At 72.5% G+C, this 16,066-nt stretch carries 18 protein-coding genes; 4 read left to right on the top strand and 14 right to left on the bottom strand.

Annotated elements, in window-relative coordinates:
* Positions 1–110 precede the first annotated feature (110 nt).
* Together IT293_14830 and IT293_14825 are read left to right on the top strand one after the other, a co-directional pair.
* Entirely contained in the window at positions 111–473 is a 363-nt protein-coding gene (locus IT293_14830) for a type II toxin-antitoxin system Phd/YefM family antitoxin (protein ID MCC6765930.1), read from the top strand.
* 44 nt (positions 474–517) lie between these two features.
* Positions 518–1,156 carry a zeta toxin family protein gene (locus IT293_14825; protein ID MCC6765929.1) on the top strand — a complete coding sequence of 213 codons (639 nt, stop codon included), beginning with the start codon at positions 518–520 and terminating at the stop codon, positions 1,154–1,156.
* Positions 1,157–1,265: 109 nt separating this feature from the next.
* Here IT293_14825 and IT293_14820 read toward each other — a convergent pair whose 3' ends face one another.
* Positions 1,266–1,703: a type II toxin-antitoxin system VapC family toxin gene (locus IT293_14820; GenBank protein MCC6765928.1), complete on the bottom strand. Its 438-nt coding sequence runs from the start codon at positions 1,701–1,703 to the stop codon at positions 1,266–1,268.
* Entirely contained in the window at positions 1,703–1,945 is a 243-nt protein-coding gene (locus IT293_14815; protein MCC6765927.1) for a type II toxin-antitoxin system prevent-host-death family antitoxin, read from the bottom strand. Before IT293_14815 ends, IT293_14820 begins: the two co-directional genes overlap by 1 nt.
* A 413-nt stretch (positions 1,946–2,358) precedes the next feature.
* Between IT293_14815 and IT293_14810 the strand changes: the two genes are divergently transcribed.
* Both IT293_14810 and IT293_14805 read left to right on the top strand, forming a co-directional pair.
* Positions 2,359–2,607 (top strand): DUF3018 family protein, encoded by a 249-nt coding sequence (locus IT293_14810; protein ID MCC6765926.1) that lies wholly within the window; start codon positions 2,359–2,361, stop codon positions 2,605–2,607.
* A complete protein-coding gene (locus tag IT293_14805) occupies positions 2,604–2,921 on the top strand; it encodes a type II toxin-antitoxin system PemK/MazF family toxin (GenBank protein ID MCC6765925.1) in 318 nt (105 codons plus the stop codon). The genes IT293_14810 and IT293_14805 overlap by 4 nt, the downstream gene beginning before the upstream one ends.
* Positions 2,922–3,160: 239 nt before the next feature.
* Here the strand turns inward: IT293_14805 and IT293_14800 are convergent, their stop codons facing one another.
* The 12 genes from IT293_14800 to IT293_14745 all read right to left on the bottom strand — a co-directional run bounded on the left by IT293_14800 (position 3,161) and on the right by IT293_14745 (position 16,062).
* On the bottom strand, positions 3,161–4,174 hold the full coding sequence (locus tag IT293_14800) for a helix-turn-helix transcriptional regulator (GenBank protein ID MCC6765924.1): 1,014 nt from the start codon (positions 4,172–4,174) through the stop codon (positions 3,161–3,163).
* A 145-nt stretch (positions 4,175–4,319) separates the two neighbouring features.
* Positions 4,320–4,910: an SRPBCC family protein gene (locus IT293_14795; GenBank protein MCC6765923.1), complete on the bottom strand. Its 591-nt coding sequence runs from the start codon at positions 4,908–4,910 to the stop codon at positions 4,320–4,322.
* 70 nt (positions 4,911–4,980) lie between these two features.
* Complete coding sequence (gene hemG, locus IT293_14790) at positions 4,981–6,444, bottom strand: protoporphyrinogen oxidase (GenBank protein ID MCC6765922.1); 1,464 nt, start codon at positions 6,442–6,444, stop codon at positions 4,981–4,983.
* Complete coding sequence (locus IT293_14785) at positions 6,441–7,493, bottom strand: TIGR04053 family radical SAM/SPASM domain-containing protein (GenBank protein ID MCC6765921.1); 1,053 nt, start codon at positions 7,491–7,493, stop codon at positions 6,441–6,443. Before IT293_14785 ends, hemG begins: the two co-directional genes overlap by 4 nt.
* A gap of 127 nt (positions 7,494–7,620) precedes the next feature.
* Entirely contained in the window at positions 7,621–8,133 is a 513-nt protein-coding gene (locus tag IT293_14780; GenBank protein ID MCC6765920.1) for a hypothetical protein, read from the bottom strand.
* A gap of 91 nt (positions 8,134–8,224) precedes the next feature.
* Positions 8,225–8,656 (bottom strand): hypothetical protein, encoded by a 432-nt coding sequence (locus IT293_14775; GenBank protein ID MCC6765919.1) that lies wholly within the window; start codon positions 8,654–8,656, stop codon positions 8,225–8,227.
* Positions 8,657–8,660: 4 nt separating this feature from the next.
* Positions 8,661–9,707: a cation transporter gene (locus tag IT293_14770; GenBank protein MCC6765918.1), complete on the bottom strand. Its 1,047-nt coding sequence runs from the start codon at positions 9,705–9,707 to the stop codon at positions 8,661–8,663.
* Between the two features lie 68 nt (positions 9,708–9,775).
* On the bottom strand, positions 9,776–11,263 hold the full coding sequence (locus tag IT293_14765; GenBank protein MCC6765917.1) for a hypothetical protein: 1,488 nt from the start codon (positions 11,261–11,263) through the stop codon (positions 9,776–9,778).
* On the bottom strand, positions 11,260–11,796 hold the full coding sequence (locus tag IT293_14760) for an SCO family protein (protein ID MCC6765916.1): 537 nt from the start codon (positions 11,794–11,796) through the stop codon (positions 11,260–11,262). Before IT293_14760 ends, IT293_14765 begins: the two co-directional genes overlap by 4 nt.
* Entirely contained in the window at positions 11,796–12,602 is an 807-nt protein-coding gene (locus IT293_14755; protein ID MCC6765915.1) for a formylglycine-generating enzyme family protein, read from the bottom strand. The genes IT293_14760 and IT293_14755 overlap by 1 nt, the downstream gene beginning before the upstream one ends.
* Positions 12,599–14,053 (bottom strand): nitrite reductase, copper-containing, encoded by a 1,455-nt coding sequence (gene nirK / locus IT293_14750; GenBank protein ID MCC6765914.1) that lies wholly within the window; start codon positions 14,051–14,053, stop codon positions 12,599–12,601. Before nirK ends, IT293_14755 begins: the two co-directional genes overlap by 4 nt.
* Before the next feature lie 59 nt (positions 14,054–14,112).
* Complete coding sequence (locus IT293_14745) at positions 14,113–16,062, bottom strand: VWA domain-containing protein (GenBank protein ID MCC6765913.1); 1,950 nt, start codon at positions 16,060–16,062, stop codon at positions 14,113–14,115.
* Positions 16,063–16,066: the final 4 nt, after the last annotated feature.

Raw genomic sequence — 16,066 nt, 5'->3', positions numbered from 1 at the left:
TCGGAAGGCAACCCCGCGGGGATCGGGACTCCGGTCTCGGTCCCCGCGGTTTTTTTGGCGCGGACATCCGGAATGGCTTGAATGGCCATTTCGGCTGTAATAGCCAGGTCGTGATGCCTACGAACGCCATGCGGGACGAGCGCGGACGCGCCGTCGAGACGATCACTGCCACCGCGGCCAAGAATGCCTTCGGCAAGGTGCTCGACACCGCCCTCGCGCGCGGCGTCGTCGCCATCACCAAGCGCGAGAAGGTGCGCGCCGTCGTGCTTTCCGTGGAGGCCTACGACGCGCTCCGCCGGAGCTCGGCGCGCCTCCTGACCGACCTCGAGTCCGAGTTCGACGCGCTCGTGACCGCGATGCAGGCGCCCGCGGCGCGTGCGGCCGGCGACGCGCTCTTCGCGGCGCGGTCTCCCGCCCTCGGCCGCGCCGCGCGCAAGGCGGCCGTGAAGCCCGCGCGCCGCAAGCGTGCCTGACTCGCAGCCCGCGGCCGCGCCCGACCCGCAGCTGCGTACCGCCGGTGGCTGACCTGCCCCCGCGGATCCTCGTCCTCGCCGGCACGAACGGCGCCGGCAAGAGCAGCGTCGGCGGCGCGTTCCTGCGTCAGTCAGGCGGCGCGTACTTCAATCCCGACGAGGTCGCCGGCAGCATGCGGCGCGCCGACCCGAGCCTCGACGTCGCGACGGCGAACGGGCGCGCCTGGGGAACGGGACGGCGCCTCCTCGAGGACGCGATCCGCGGGCGCCGGGATTTCGCGCTCGAGACGACGCTCGGCGGGCGCACCATCGCGGGCCTGCTCGCCGCGGCGGCGGAGGCCGGCTTCGCGGTGCGGGTCTGGTACGCGGGGCTCGCGACGCCGGAGCTGCACCTCGCCCGCATCGCGGCGCGCGTCCGCGGCGGCGGCCACGACATCCCCGAGGACGACGTCCGGCGCCGCTTCGACGAGAGCCGGCGGAACCTCGTGCTGCTGCTGCCGCGCCTCGACGAGCTCGCAGTCTGGGACAACAGCGCCGAGGCCGACCCGGCGCTCGGCGCGACGCCGCGGCCGCTCCTCGTGCTGCACGTACGCCAGGGTCGCATCGTCGGACCGCCGATCCTCGCGCGCACGCCCGCGTGGGCGCGCCCGATCGTCGCGGCGGCGCGGAAGATCTCGCGGTAGAAGGCTGGCCATGCGATGCCCTTCGCCCCAAAGCGCGACTCTTCCGACCCCAAGCCGTGGGCGGCGGGTTGGAAAGCCGTCGGAACGACGACCGAGCGTGTGCCAGGCGTCAGGGGATCCGCGTCGTCACGAGTCCAGCGCGGCGTGCCATTCCGCTCTGACGTCGATCGGCCGTGACGAAGCGGTCACTCGCCGATACGGCCGCTGCCGACACGTGTAAGAGATCAAGAGAGCGACAGCCGAGGCGTGGTGTGTGTCGATCAGCCAGCTCGACGGCCCTCGCCAAGGCCAGGGGCCAATCGACCGCGACGCGATACAGGACGCCTGCCTCGAGATCGTCCCTCACACGCGCGAGCGATGCGACGACCTGCCCGCGAGTCGCTTCTCGGCGAAACACTCGGAGCTGGAGGGCATTGGTCAGCTCGAGTTCGTGGAGCTGAGAGAAAGGGATCGGTTCGCCGGTCCGTCGGGTGAGACGTGCGACGCGTTCCGACCTCGCTTCAGGAACGTACAGCGCAGCCAGGACACCGGTGTCGAGCCACAACATCAGCGATCGGAGCGAGCGTCGATCACGATCTCGCTCGTCGGCTTGCCACCGGGACCGCGGCCCCAGATCGTGCGTGCCCGCGCGACGAAATCCGGGAGCTTTCCCACCGGCCCAGGCGCGGCAGGTACGAGCCGCGCGACCACACGATTCCGCCTGGTGATCTCGACGACCTCTCCACGGCTCACGGCCCGAAGAATCTTTGGAAGGTTATGTTGGGCCTCCCGTATGCTCGCAGTCCGCATGTGCGTCGTTGTGACGCACGTTGGGATCCGTCGCAACCATTCTGTCAGTGGCGTCGAGCGCCTTCACGAGCGCGGGGTGGAGGGCGGCTGGCCACCACCTCACTCCAATGCTCATTCTGCCGCCGTCGCACCTCGGCGCCCGCAATGAATCCTGGCGCCTCGGTCACCTTCCGTGACGCCGGAGGTGGTGCGGTAGAGGGGTCACGAGGAACGTGCCCCGAGGCCCTCACACTTGGTTGGCTTTGTACGGAGCGTCGCGAAGGGGAGTCAGCGAGGCGACTGAGTAGCGGCTGAGCGGGGCGGACCCCCCGATCGCGGTGCGGGCGCGAACTCCGCGACGTCAACGCCGGCGCGCCACCGCGACCGCTTCGCGTGTCTTTCCACCCGACCCGTTTCATGATACGCCCCTGGCCATGAAGCATGCGCGGAAGGCGCCGCGCGGTTCCCGGAAGATCCCGCCAACGCGCTTGCAACGGCACCGGGCCGAGATGCGCCGTCGAGGATTTAAGCTCGTGCAGCTCTGGGTGCCCGACCCGAACGCGCCGGGGTTCCGCAATGCAGTCCGCAGAACGAGGCAATTTCTCGAGCAACATGCCGATCGGGAGTGGGATGCCTACGCCCAACGGATACTGGACGAAGCGCCCGGCTGGACCGACGCGTGAAGCGCGGCGACATCGTCACGGTGGCCACAGGAAAGCCCCGCCCAGCAGTCGTCGTCCAGTCCGATCATCTGCTGCCGTATCCGATGGTCATCATCGTGCCGTTCACGTCGGAGACCGATGCGCGCCCACCACCGTTTACGCGGATCAGGGTCGATCCGTCACCGGTGAACCGCCTGCGGAACGTCTCGCAGATCATGGTGGATCGCATCATCGGCGTCCCGGCCGCCGGGCTTCGTCCGACCGGTGGACGGCTCGAAGACAACCAGATGACCGAGCTCACGCGGTTGTTGGCGCTGTGGCTTGGGATCGCGTGAGGTGACGAGCCGCGCGGGTGACGAGCGAGACGACGATCCCGACGACGACAGCCGGCCGAATCCGCACGGTGGTGGCACCCCCAAGGTCGGTAGGAAGTATCAGCGCCCAATTGACGTAACCAAGCGAGTTTATCGGACACCGGCTCTTCCCTCGCACTTGCCCTATCCTCCTCCCTGACGACGGGGCGGATTAGCGGAAATGCTAGCCCTCGGAGCCTCGCCCGCCGTCCGTGGACCGGCTACTCGAGCGGGGCGTCGAAGCCGAGCTGCACCCGCGACGCGATGCCACCGCCGACGAGCGTGACCTCGTCGTCGCCGATGAGGGCGACGGCCCGGCCGCCGATCTCGTCGCCTTCGGCGAGCGCGAGCGAGCGGTCGCCGACGCGGAACGTGGCGCGGCGTGTCCCGTCGAGGGCGACGATGGCTTCGAGGCGCGCGTGCATCGGCGCCGGCATCGGCCGCACGACGGGCGGCGCGGGCTGCTCCGACGCGGCCGCCGGCTCCGGCGGCGCGGCGTAGGGCGCGGGACCGAGCGCGGGCGCCGCGGCGGCCGCGAGCGCGAGCTCGTCGACGGGCGCGGGCGCCGGAGCGGCGGCCGCACCGGTCGTGGACGCCGCGGCCGACGCGGGCTGCGCGTCGAGGCGTGGCGCCGCGGATCGCGTGCTCCGCCAGAGCATCCCCGCCCCGACTCCGACCGCGAGCGCCACGGCGAGCGCGCCGAGCGCCGCCGTCCGCCGCAGCCAGCGAGCGTCCGTCCCGATCTCGAGGCGAAGGCGGGCGTCGAGAAGCCAATCGGGGCGCGCCGATTCGTAGGTCGCGATGCGCGCGTCGAACGCGGCGGCGCGCGCAGCGACCACCGCCGCCGCGTCCTCGGGCTCGGCGTCGAGGTCGATCATCTCCCCGACGCTCGCGGCGACGTCGGTCCAGCGCCGGCTCCCGAACGACTCCGCGCGACCCGTACCGCGGGCGACGAGCGGCGGCGCGGGCACGCGCGAGCCGAGCCGCAGGGTCGGCAGGGTGGCCGGTGCATCGGCCGCGGTCGAGCCGCCGTCGGCCTTCGGCTGCCAGCGCACGCCGCGCTCCTCGGCGAACGCGAGAATCGTCTTGAAGGCGAGCCGGCTCGGCCGCGTCGTGCCGCGCTCCCAGCTCGAGATCGTCGACGTCGACCACCCGGCCGCGCGTGCGAACTCGGTCTGCGTCATGTCGAGCGCCTGCCGCAGCGAGCGAATCACCTTCCCGGGCGACGTCTCCACGAGACCCCGGGGCCAGCAACGCGCGTGCCTTTCGAAATGCGCAGCGGAGCCGCGCGTCAGGCCCGCGCAAACGTCATTCGATCGTCACCAGCGTCGGCCGCGTGACGCGGCGCCGTAGCGTGCGACGTGCCGTGCGATCTTCGCGTCAGTCGGCGTCCGTCGGCTTCGGATCTCCGAGCGTCCGCCGCTTCACGCTCCGCACGGCCGCGACGTAGCCGTCGATCACCTCCTGCTGGATCAGGTGCAGCGGGAACGGGTGCCCGCCCTTGTCGCGCAGGTGGTACTCGGTCGTGATCCGCGCCCGCGTGCCGTCCGGCGAAGCGTCGACGTGGTACTCGGCGGCGTTGTCGGTGAAGGGCGCTTCGAGCGTCCGGAAGCTGATCGTCTTCCGGTCGCGGTCGATCGTCCACTCGATGCGCGCGCGGTTCGGGCGGCCCATCACCTTGTTGGTGATGTCGACGACCTTCTTGATGCCGCCGACGCTCGACACCGGCTGCACGTCCACCACGCCCTCGATGAACTGGTCGTGGTTCTCGACGTCGATGAAGGCCTTGTAGAGCTGGTCGCCCGGCGCGTTCACGAGCGAAACGAAGTGCATCTCGACCGAGCCGTCGGGCTGCGGCGTGATCGTCTTTTCGAGGAGGAAGTCCTCGCCCTGCGCCCAGTCGAAGTCGCTCCGGGCGCACGCACCGAAGAGCAGCAACGCCATGAGAACACCCCATCGCACCGGCATCATCGACGACCTCCTTTCGAAGCTCGCGAGAACAGCCAAGAGGCGCGGGCAGCCGCGCGGGACAGTCGGGCTTCTAACGCCCGATCGAAGCCGCGATCAAGGGCTCCGCGAGCGCCGCCTCGGCCGGGTCGGCGGCGGCGTCCGCCGGGGCGGGTCCGCGGAGCGCGAGCGCCGCGAGGAGCGCGCGCGCGGCCGCCTCGCCGCTCGCGATGCAGTCCGGGATCCCAACGCCCTCATAGGCGTTGCCGGCGAGCGCGACGGAGCCGAGCGCGGCCGCCCGCTCGGCGATGCGGCCGACGAGAGCGGGATGGCCGACGGTGTAGATCGGAGTCGCCCGCGCGATCCGGCGGACCCGGACGAGCGCCGGGGCCGCCGTCACGCCGAGGAGCGCGGCGAGATCGGCGCGGGCGGCGGCGACGAGGTCGTCGTCGCCGAGCTCGGGCGCCGTGAGCACGCTCCGCACGAGCACGGCGCCGGCGGGCGCCCGCTCGGGCCATTTCTCGCTCGCCCACGTGCACGCCGCGGTCGGCCGCGGGTCGCCGACGGCGCGCACGAAACCGGTGCCGTCGAGCGCGTGCGGTACCTCGCCGCGATGCCACGCGAGCGTCACGACGTCGAGGCGCTTGTGCGCGATCGACGCGAGGTCGGCGGCGAGGTCGGGCGCGAACGGCTCGAGGAGCGGCGGCAGCGCCCAGGCCGGCGCCGCCAGCACCACGCCGTCGCAGTCGACGATGCCCTTCGCGGTCGTCAGGCGGAACCCGCGGCCGTGGCGCGCGATCGTCCGCACGCTCGCGCCGAGCTCGACGCCGAGCCCGCGCGCGGCGGCATCGGTGAGCGACCCCATGCCGCGCCGGAGCGCGACGACCGGCGGGAGGACCTGCTCCCCGGCGCGCGCGCGGCGGCGGCGGGCGCGCATCGCCTGCCGCATGCCGCGCACGACGCTCCCGTGCGCCCGCTCGAGCGCGCACAGGCGCGGCAGACACGCCGCCATCGACAGCCGCCGGGTGTCCGCGCCGTACACGCCGCCGAGCAGCGGATCGAGCACCGCCTCGGTGAGCGACCGGCCGAAGCGGCGCACGGCGAAGTCGGCGATGCTCTCGTCGCCGTCGCCGCACCGGGGCGGCACGAACGGCTCGCACGCCGCGCGCAGCTTGCCGCGCAACGAGAGCAGCGGGCTCCGCAGGAACGCCCACACCGCCGCCGGGTCGAACGGGCCGAGGATCGGCGGAATCGGCACGAGGGCGTCGCCGCACGCGACGTAGGTGCGGCGGGCTCCCTGACCGCAGACGATCTCGGCGCCGAGGCCGAGCGCGCGGACCGCCGCCAGCCCCGCGGGCTTGGTCGTCATGAGGCAATCGGCGCCGTGCTCGAGGAGGAAGCCCTCGGGGAGGCGCTCGGTCTCGACGAGCCCGCCGACCCGGAGCGACGCCTCGAGCACGACCACGTCCGCGCCGGGCGCGGCGTGCCGCAGCACGCGCGCCGCCGTGAGCCCCGCGATGCCGGCCCCGACGACCGCCACGCGGCGGACGTCGCTCATGCGACCTGCGTGCGGCGCGGCTCGTACGCGCACGCCGGCTCGTCCGCGAACATGTCGCCGGTCATCGCGTAGGCGCGGGCGCGCGAGCCGCCGCACACACGCCGGAACTCGCAGATCCCGCACTTTCCGCCGAGCGCGTCGGGATCGCGGAGCGCCACGAACGTCGGGTGGCGACGATAGACGTCGGCGAGCGACTCCGTACGCACGGAGCCGCACCGGAACGGCAGGAAGCCGCTCGGATAGATCTCGCCGCGATGCGAGACGAAGACGATCCCCTGGCCGTCGTTCACGCCGCGTGGCGCGCGTCCGATGCCGTCGTCGATCCCGAGGATCTCGCGCCGCTTCACCTGGTGCTGGAGCAGCACGCGCCGGAAGTGCGGCGCGGCGGTGGTCTTCACGTCGAAGGGCGCCGTGCGCGCGATCGCCACCAGCCGCTCGAGCACCGCCTCGGCGGCGTCGGGCTCGAGGACGGCGAGCGCCTCGCCGCGTCCGGTCGGCACAAGGAAGAACACACCCCAGAGGTTGATGCTGAGCTCCGCGATCCGATCGGCGATCTCCTCGAGCTCGCCGACGTTCAGGTCGGTGACGCTCGTGTTCACCTGCGTCGTCAGGCCGACCGCGTGCGCGTCGCGCAGGATGTCGAGCGTGCGCGCGAAGCTCCCCGTGACGCCCCGGAAGCCGTCGTGGGTCGCGGCGCGCGCGCCGTCGAGGCTCACCGCGAGCCGGGCGAGCCCAGCGTCCGCGAGGCGGGCGAGCAGATCCTTCGTGACGAGCGACGTCGCGCTCGGCGTGAGCGCCACCCGGAGGCCGATCGTCGAGCCGTGCCGCACGAGGTCGACGAGGTCGGGCCGCTTCGCGGGATCGCCGCCGGTCAGCACCACAAGCGGGCACCCCATCGCGCGCACCTCGTCGAGGAGCCGGACGCCTTCGGCGAAGGTCAGCTCCTCGGCGTCGCGCGCGGGCCGGGCGTCGGCGCGGCAGTGCTTACAGACGAGATCGCATGCCTGCGTGGTTTCCCAGAATACGATAAACGGCGCGTCGTCGAACACGGCCCGACCTTACCTTGACGAGCAGGACGCATGCCACCCCATCGAATCGCGCGCATGGCTCCCGGGCTCCCATTTCCGGGAGGAACCGAAGAAGGCTTTTCGCACCCGCGCGAAGGCGCCGGGCGGCTCAAGCGTCGTGCGCCGCCAGGAGCTCCATGCGGAGGCGGGTTCGGTCGCTCGTGCAGCGCCGCGCGGCGGCTTCGAGCAGCTTATGGTGGTGCCCCGTGGTCTCGCGTTTCACGGTCTCGTGGAAGTCCGGGAAGCGCGCGATCGGAGAAGCCCGGAGGAGCGTCGTGTAGATCGCGTCGATCTCGCTCCCTTCGAGCGCGAGCGCGAGCGCGAACGCCTCCTCCTCGTCGGCGGTCGCCGCCGCGGCACCGCTCTCGTCGAGCAGTCGCTCCACCGCGGCGACGTCGAAGTCGAACCCGCTCGCCTGCGGCCGGTGCTCCGGCGGCTCGGCCGCGATCAGTTCGCGCCAGGTCGCGAGCTTGCGCGCGTGATCGCGCTCCTCCCCCGCCATCGTCGACCAGAGCCGCGCCAGGTCCGCGTCGCCCGCAAAGCGCCGCGCCAGGGTCTCGTAGAAGTCGGCCGCCTTACGCTCGAGGCCGACGCACCGTCCCAAGAGTTCGAGCATGTCCATGACGATTCCTTCGCCTCGTGAGAGTGCAAACGACGCGCCAGACTCTACCACCGCCACACGGCGCGCGGCGACCTCGCCGTCGAGCCCGCGGTCACGATCCCGACGCCGCGGGCGCCGGCGTCTTTCGCGCCCGCACCCGTTCGGCCACCGCGGCGAGCCGTGATCGCAACTCGCGCTCGCTCACGTCGGCCCGGAAGCCGAGCACGAACTCGTCGCCGATCAGAAAGGCGGGCACGACGAGCGTCCGCACCCCACGGCGCGCCGTGAGCGCGCGCAGGCGCTCGCGCGCCTCCGGCTCGCGGAGGACGTCGTGGAACTCGATGCGCAGCGTCGGCTGCTCGCGGCGGAGCTCGGCGAGAAAACGCTCGGCATCGGCACAACGCGAGCACCCGGCACGCGCGAAGACGACGATGTCGGGCGCCTCGTCCTCCGCCGCGACGACCAGGCCGAGCGCGACGACGCACGCGACGAGCGACGCGGCCGCGGCAATCCGCAGCGCGCGGCCACGGTGCGCCGTCCCCATGGGCTCAGCCCGCACCCGGCGCCCGCAGCGGGAACCCGCGCGGCCCCCAGAATGCCTCGTCGGTGAGACACGCCTCCTCGACGGTCAGGGCCGGTCGTTCGACGAAGGGCGTCCGGCGGATCGGACAATCGGCGAGATCGCAGGCGGAGCACAAACGCCGCCGGCACGGGTCGGTGTGGAAGACGATCTCGCCTTCGATGGCTCCCGCGTCGATCACCCGCCGCTCGAAGGCATCGCTCGCTTCGTGCGCCTGCTCCACGGTCCAGTGCTCCGGAACGATCAGGTGCGCGTCGACGTGGACGAAGCGCCCGGCCCGGATGGCGCGCAGCCGGTGCACGCGGATGATGCCGTCGGCGCGCTCGGCGTCGAACGCCGCGACGAGTCGCTCGAGAAGCCCCGTGTCCTCCTCGTCGAGCAGGCCGCCGGCAGCGTGCCGGACGAGGCCGAAACCGGTGCGGGCGAGATTGGCGCCGAGCACGAGCGCGACGGCGGGATCGAGCCAGGTGACGCCGGTCACGCGGACGAGCACGAGCCCGGCGACCACGCCGAGACTCGTCCAGAAGTCCGAGAGCACGTGCTGGCCGTCGGCGATCAGCACGAGGGACCGCACCCGTCGGCCCGTCGACACGAGATACCAACCGAGCCCCGCGTTGGCGACGCCGGCCGCGAAGGTGAGCACCGCGCCGACCTCGACGGCGGCGACGCGCGGCCCCCGCAGGAGATCCTCCAGCGCGTACCAGACGATGGCGATCGCGGCGAAGGCGATCAGCCCGCCTTCGAAGGCGGCGCTGACGTACTCCATCTTGCCGTGTCCGTAGGGATGCTCGCGGTCGGCCGGCCGCCCCGCGAACACGAGGCTCCCGAGCGCAAACACCGACGCGACGACGTTCACGATCGACTCGAGCGCGTCGGACAGAACGGCCGCCGAGCCCGTGAGGAGATAGGCCGTGTACTTGGTCGCGAGCAGCGCCGAGCCCACCACCAGCGACACGACGCCGGCGCGGAGCCGCACGCGCGCCTCGGGATCGGCGGTCGACGATGGGGCCGTCATCGCCGACGAGCCGTAGCGGAGACGCGCGCGCCTCCGCAAGACGCGGACGCGCCACGCGCGCGCCAGGCTCAGAACGTCAGCGTCGCCTCCAGGTAGCCGTAGTCGATGTCGTCGCGGCCCGGGAACCCGGCCTGAACGACGGAGCCGCCGAACGTGTGCCCGTAGTAGGCCGCGAGTTCGACGATCGGGAGCGGCTTCCAGCTCACGCTCGTCTCGGCGACGTAGCCGATCTGGTGATGGCCACCGGCCCCGGTGCCGCCGTACCCGAAGAAGTCCTGCTTGGTGGCGCCCCCGCCGAAGTAGAGGAGATCGTCGTGCTCGGTGGCCTGGAGCCAGTGGAAGTCGGTGCGCACGAAGACCGTCGCGAGCGGCTTCAGGAGGAGCTGGGCGAACGCGTCCTGGTTGTTCATCAGGTTGTAGAACGGCGTGAGGGCGTACGGACGCGGCGTCGGAATCAGCTGGAAGAACGTGTGGTGGCTGTCGTCGGTCGGGTCGCCGTCGCCCGAGCTCCTGAAGAAGCCGGCCCGCACCCAGGGCGCGGACCACGCGTCGGTCCATTGATAGCCGCCCTCGGCGGCCACGGCCCACGCGGCGTGCGACTGCGACTGCCAGTCGCCGGCCTGGCCCACCACCCAGAGGAGCGCGTCCGCCTTGCCGGGGCCGATCTTCTCGACGTGCAGCACGTTCGCGCCGAGCGTGTGGATGTCGAGGTCGCGACGGTCGCCCTGGCGCTCCGCGAGCGGCCGCGCGTCGAGCACGACCACGTCGCCGTTCGAGGGACGGCCGTCGTGGTAGTAGATCCAGAACGCGCGCGCCTCGCTCCCCGGAAAGCCGGGATGGTCCTTCACGGTCGCCGACACACCGGCGAGGTTCACGTCCATGCCGCGGCCGGCGCTGATCTCGAAGCCGCCCGACGTCGGCCAGAGCGCGAAGCCGGTGAGGTTCAGCGCGTCGGTATCGCCGGCGAGACGGATGCCGTCGAAGCTCCGGCCGACGTGGGTGAAGTCGAAAGGACCGATCAGGCGCTCGGCGACGCGCTGGGTCTTCACCCACTGCATGTTCGCGTCGGGGGCGACGGTCTCGCTGCCGTCGAGGTAGCGCATCCGGCCACCCTGCACCGTGAGCTTCCAGTCGCCGATCTTCGGCGCCGCCTGGATCCAACCCTGCCGAAGCCAGCCCTGCTCCTGGAAGTGCTGCCGGGTGTTCGCGAAGTAGACGCTGCCGACGCCGGTCGCGCCCGCCGGCACGTTCACGAGCTCGGTGTGCTGGTACTGGAAGAACGCCGACAGCGGCCCGCGCGCCACGCCGATGCCGAGCTGGGTGCGGTTGCCGAGGAAATTGTACTCGTTGTTGTCGTTCGGCTCGTTCGCCTGGAACCAGTTCGCGAACTCGCCGCGCATCCGGTTGTTCGCGGAGAGCGTCCACTTGGTGCCCCAGGGCCCTTCGGTCGAGAGATCCGGCTTCTCGAAGCCGCGCGCGAGCGGCGGCACGCTCGTGAAGAGCAGCACCGCGCCGGTCACGGCGGCGAGCCGACCCAGCGGCGTGCGCGGGCTCACCGGAAGTCCTCGATCGACGCGTCGAGGCCGAGGAGCTCCTTGGTGACCTCGCCCGCGCCGTTCAGCATCACGATCTTGTTGTCGTGCATGATGTCGCCCGAGATCGGGTTCCGGGAATACTTGATGCCGAGCAGCATGGAGAGCATGCGAGTATCTTCCTCCGAGCCGACGAGGAACGTCCAGTTCGGTCTGGTGTGGTTGGTCTGGCGGCGATACGACGCGAGCCGTTCGGGCGTATCGCGTGTCGGATCGAACGAGACGATGACGAAGTCCGCCGGGATCTTCTCGCGGTCGAACTTCTCCTGGATCTCGGTGAGCTTCGCCATGGTGCGCGGGCACGTCGCCTGGCAGGAGGTGAAGACCATCGTGAGGACGACGGGCTTGCCTTTCCAGCGGTCGAGCCGCACGGTCTCGCCGGCGTCGCTCCGCCAGGTGAGCGGCGCCTGGTAGAGGCTGCCCGACGCGGCGGCCGTGCCTGCCGCGAGCACGAGCGCGGCGAGCGCGCCCCATCCCGTACGCCGCGAGCGTTCCATCAGCTCCTCCCTTCGTGTGCGGCCGGCGCGCGATCGTACGCGCAGCGGAAGCCGACGTTCCCGAGCGCGAAGGTGGCGCCGAGGCTGCTCCGCATCGCGTAGCGCATGAAGGCGGCGTAGTCCTCGCGCCGCGCCGCGCCGGTCACGCCGTTGCCGCAGAAGAAGTTCCGCGATGTGTCGCCGTCGGCGCGGTTGTCGGCGGTGATGAACGAGGCGTTGAAGTCGCTCGTCCACTCCCAGACCAGGCCGTGCAGGTTCTCGATGCCGAAGAAGTTCGGCGCGTCGCCGACGGGCGCCAGGCCGAGGTCGCCGCGGCTCGGCCGCGCGTACCACCCGAGGATGCGCTCGGCGAACGCGCGGTCCTTGGCCGCGTTCGGCTCCGTCTGGCTCGCCGCGGCGACGTACTCCCATTCGAGGGTCGTCGGCAGCCGTCCGTCCCGCGCGCGGCAGTAGGCCTCGGCCGCGAACCACGACACGTGGGTCACCGGATACGCCTCCTGTCCGGCGCGCGGCCGGTCGCCGTCCCAGTTCTGCAGGTACTGCGGGTCGGCGTAGAGCGCGGGGACGGCGCCGCGGCGCCACTCGGGACGCGCCGCCACGAAGGCGGCATAGCGCGCCCGCGTCACCGGCCGCCGGTCGAGCCAGTACTCGCCGACCCGAAAGGTCGCCTGCCCCTTGTCGAGCCCGAAGAGCGGCGCGAAGTCGCCCGCGGGAATGCGGGCGACTTCGGCGCCGCCGGCGAGCACGGCGCCGGTCGCCGCCACGAGGAGGAGCAGCGCCGGCGCCCATGGCGGAGCGAAGGTCACGGAATCGCCGCCGCCGCCTTTCCGGTGACCTTCGCGCGCGCCTTCGCGACCTCCTCGGTCGTGAACGGCGGGGCGCCGCTGTTCCCCCAGTTGCTGGTGACGAAGGTCAGGACCGCCGCGATGTCGGCGTCCGAGAGCCCGGCGACCGGCGTCATCACGCCGTTGTAGTCCGTGCCGTTCACCGTGATCTTCCCGGTCTTGCCGTTCAGGATGATGTCGACGAGCTCGCTCCGGTCGGCGGCGGTGGCCCGCGCCATCATGTAGTCCGACTTCGCGAGGGGCGGGAACACGGCCTCGAGCCCCTGGCCCTCGGCCTGGTGGCACATGGCGCAGCTCTTCGCGAAGATGTCCCGGCCGTCGGCGGCCGCCGCCTCGGACGGCGGCGTCTTCGCCGCGAGCGGCAGCGGGTGCTTCTGCCGGAGCGCCGACGCGACCGACTCGTCGCCGAGGTAGACCTCGTCGAGCTCCTTGCCGGAGTAGATCGACGTCACCTGCTGGCCTTCGGCCTTCAACATCGCGAGAGCGCCCTTGTTGAAGGCGCGGAGCAGGCTGTGGTCGACCAGGAGGTAGGTGCCGTTGGTGTCGAGCTCGAACTCCACGATCGCCGATCCGCCGGCGGGAACGAGCGTCGTCTGCACGTCGGTCTGCGACTTCTGGCCGCCCTCGACGTAGACGGTGTCGAAGATCTCGCCGATCACGTGGAACGACGACACGAGGTTCGGCCCGCCGTTGCCGACGAAGAGCCGGACGCGGTCGCCGACCTTGGCCTGGAGCGCATTGTCGCCCACCATCGAGAGGGCGGAGCCGTTGAAGACGACGTAGCTCGGGTGCTCGTCGATCGCGCGCTGCATCGAGAACGCCTGGTGGCCTTTCACGCCGAAGGGCTCGTCCGTGTAGAAATCGCCCTGCACGACGTAGAACTCGTGGTCGACCGGCGGAAGCGGCTTCTCCGACTGCACGTAGATCAAGCCGTACATGCCGTTCGCGACGTGCATGCCGACCGGCGCGGTCGCGCAGTGGTAGACGTAGAGCCCCGGATTCAGCGCCTTGAACGTGAAGCGCGACTTGTGGCCCGGCGCGGTGAAGGTGCTCGCCGCGCCGCCGCCGGGACCGCTGACCGCGTGCAGGTCGATGTTGTGCGGCAGCTTGTTGTCGGGATGGTTCGCGAGGTGGAGCTCGACGGTGTCGCCGACGCGGACGCGGATGAAGCCGCCCGGCACCGTCCCGCCGAAGGTCCAGAACGTGTACTCCACGCCGTCGGTGATCAGCGCGGGCTTCTCGATGACCTCGATCTCGACGACGACCCTGGCGGGCGTCGTCCGCGTGATCGGCGGCGGCACGTTCGGCGGCGAGGTCACGATCGCCTTCTCGACGGGGAGCTCGGTATCCGCGGCCGCCGTCGCCGCGAAGGCCCAGAGTGCGAGTGCCAGACTGCGCAGGATGGTTTTCATGAGCGAACGGTAACGCATGGTCTCTCCTCTCAGTATGAGCTGCATCACAGTCGGCGCCCTCATCGCACCGCTTCCGCCACGGCCCGCGCGAGGGCGCCGGTGAGCGCCTCCGGACGGGCCAGGACCGCGTAGTTGCCCTTCCCGAACAGCGCGGGCAGGTGCGCGCGCGCGGCCGCGTCGACCGCGAGCGCGAACACGCGCACCGCGCGCCGCTCCGCCTCCCGTACCGCTTGCCGCACGTCGGCGACCCCGTAGCGACCTTCGTACCGATCGTAGTCCGTCGGCTTGCCGTCGCTGACCAGCAGGACCAGGCGCCGCCGGGCCGGCGTCTCTGCGAGCACGCGGGTGGCGTGCCGGAGCGCCGGGCCGATGCGCGTGTAGCCGGCCGGCTCGACCGACGCGAGCCGGCGGGCGCCCTCGGTCCACGGCTCGGCGAAGCCCTTGATAGTCGCGAACCGGCAGTCGTGGCGCGTGTGGCTCACGAACGCCGCCACGGCGACCGTGACCGAGGTCGTCGCGAGCGCCTCGCCGACGACGAGCACCGCGTCGCGCGCCACGTCGAGCACGCGCCGCCCCTCGACCCAGGCGTCGGTCGAGAGGCTCGCGTCGAGCAGGATCAGAATCGCGACGTCGTGATCGTGGCGGCGGCGGGCGCAGTACAGGCGGTCGGGCGGCGCGTGGCCGCTCGCCAGGTCGGCGTGGCGCCGCACCAGAGCGTCGATGTCGATGTCGGGACCGTCGGGTTGGCGGCCCTTCCAGCGCCGCGACGCCTCGATGCGGGCGAACGCGGCGCGGAGCGCGCGCACCTGGGCGCGATGCCGGGTCGTGGTGGCGCGCCACCAGCGCGCGGCGTCCGCCGCCGGCCGGCGTTCCTCGAGCCGCGTCGCGCGCAGGCTGCACCACCCCCGGCGATAGCGGCGGTGGCGCGCGTCCCATTCGTCGTACGCGAGCGCGCCGACGGCCGGCGGCGCGCCCTCGAGGTCGCCCGCCCCGCTCTCGAACGCGAGGTCGGACCGATAGAGCGACCGGGTACGCTCGCCCCCACGCACCACCTCGCGGAGATCGAGCTCGTCGAGCGCCCCGGCGTGATCGGCGAGCTCGTCCTCGGCATCCGCGCGCCGCCGGCCGCCGCGATACTCCTCGGCGGTGTGGACCTTCTCGAAGGAGTGGACGGCGGGGTTCTCCGCCGCCGCGTCGTCGCCGAGATCGATCGTGCGCGTCGTCGCCGGCGGCCGCGGCCGCTCGCGCTCGGTCCCCGAAGCGGACGGAAGGTCGCCCGGCCGGCGCGCCGCGGGCGCCACCGCGTCGTCGGCGCGGGACGGCAACCCGCCCCACGTGACGACGGGCGCGAGCCGGCCGCCGCCGAGCCCGAGCTCCGCGAGCGCTCGCGCCGCCGCCGCGCGCGCGTCCGGCGTCGCGGGATCCGCCGCCGCGGCGCCCTCGGCCCACGCGAGCGTCTGCGCCGGGACGCGCGCGCCGAGCTCGGACGCCGCGCGACCGAGCAGGAGCTGGGCCAGGGTCTCGAGCGCCGCGTCCGCCGGGGCGAGCCTCGCCACGGCGGGACGCGACGCCAGGATCGCGGGCGCGAGCGCCGCCGCGAGGTCCGGCAGGCCGGGGAGCGCCCGCGCCGCGGCGGCGCGGATCGCGGGCACGGCGAGGAGCGCCTGCAGATCGGCGGCCGCGGCGTCCGTCCCCGCGGGCAGCCGCAGGCCGAGGCGGAGCGCGGTCGCCGCGTGCGCGACCCGCAGTTGGTAGAGTCGCACGTTGTCGGCGACGGTCGCCGCGATCCCGATCGCCGCGGGCACCGTGATGCGGCGCTCGCGCGGCGCGACGTCGTCCTCGGCCGCGCCGACGTCGACGTCGGTCCCCGCGAGGGCGCAGGCGAGGAGCCTGAGGCGCGGCCCGAGCGGCGCGAAGGTCGCCGCGTGCGGCGGCGGGCGCCGGGACCGCCGGGTCGCGTTCCGGAGCGCCCGGTGCACGCGGCCGAAGATGCGTTCCTCGAGCCCCATCACT

It is taken from the genome of Deltaproteobacteria bacterium (genome assembly GCA_020848745.1).
GTDB lineage: Bacteria > Desulfobacterota > Binatia > UTPRO1 > UTPRO1 > UTPRO1.
This window is presented reverse-complemented; position numbering and strand designations above follow the sequence as displayed.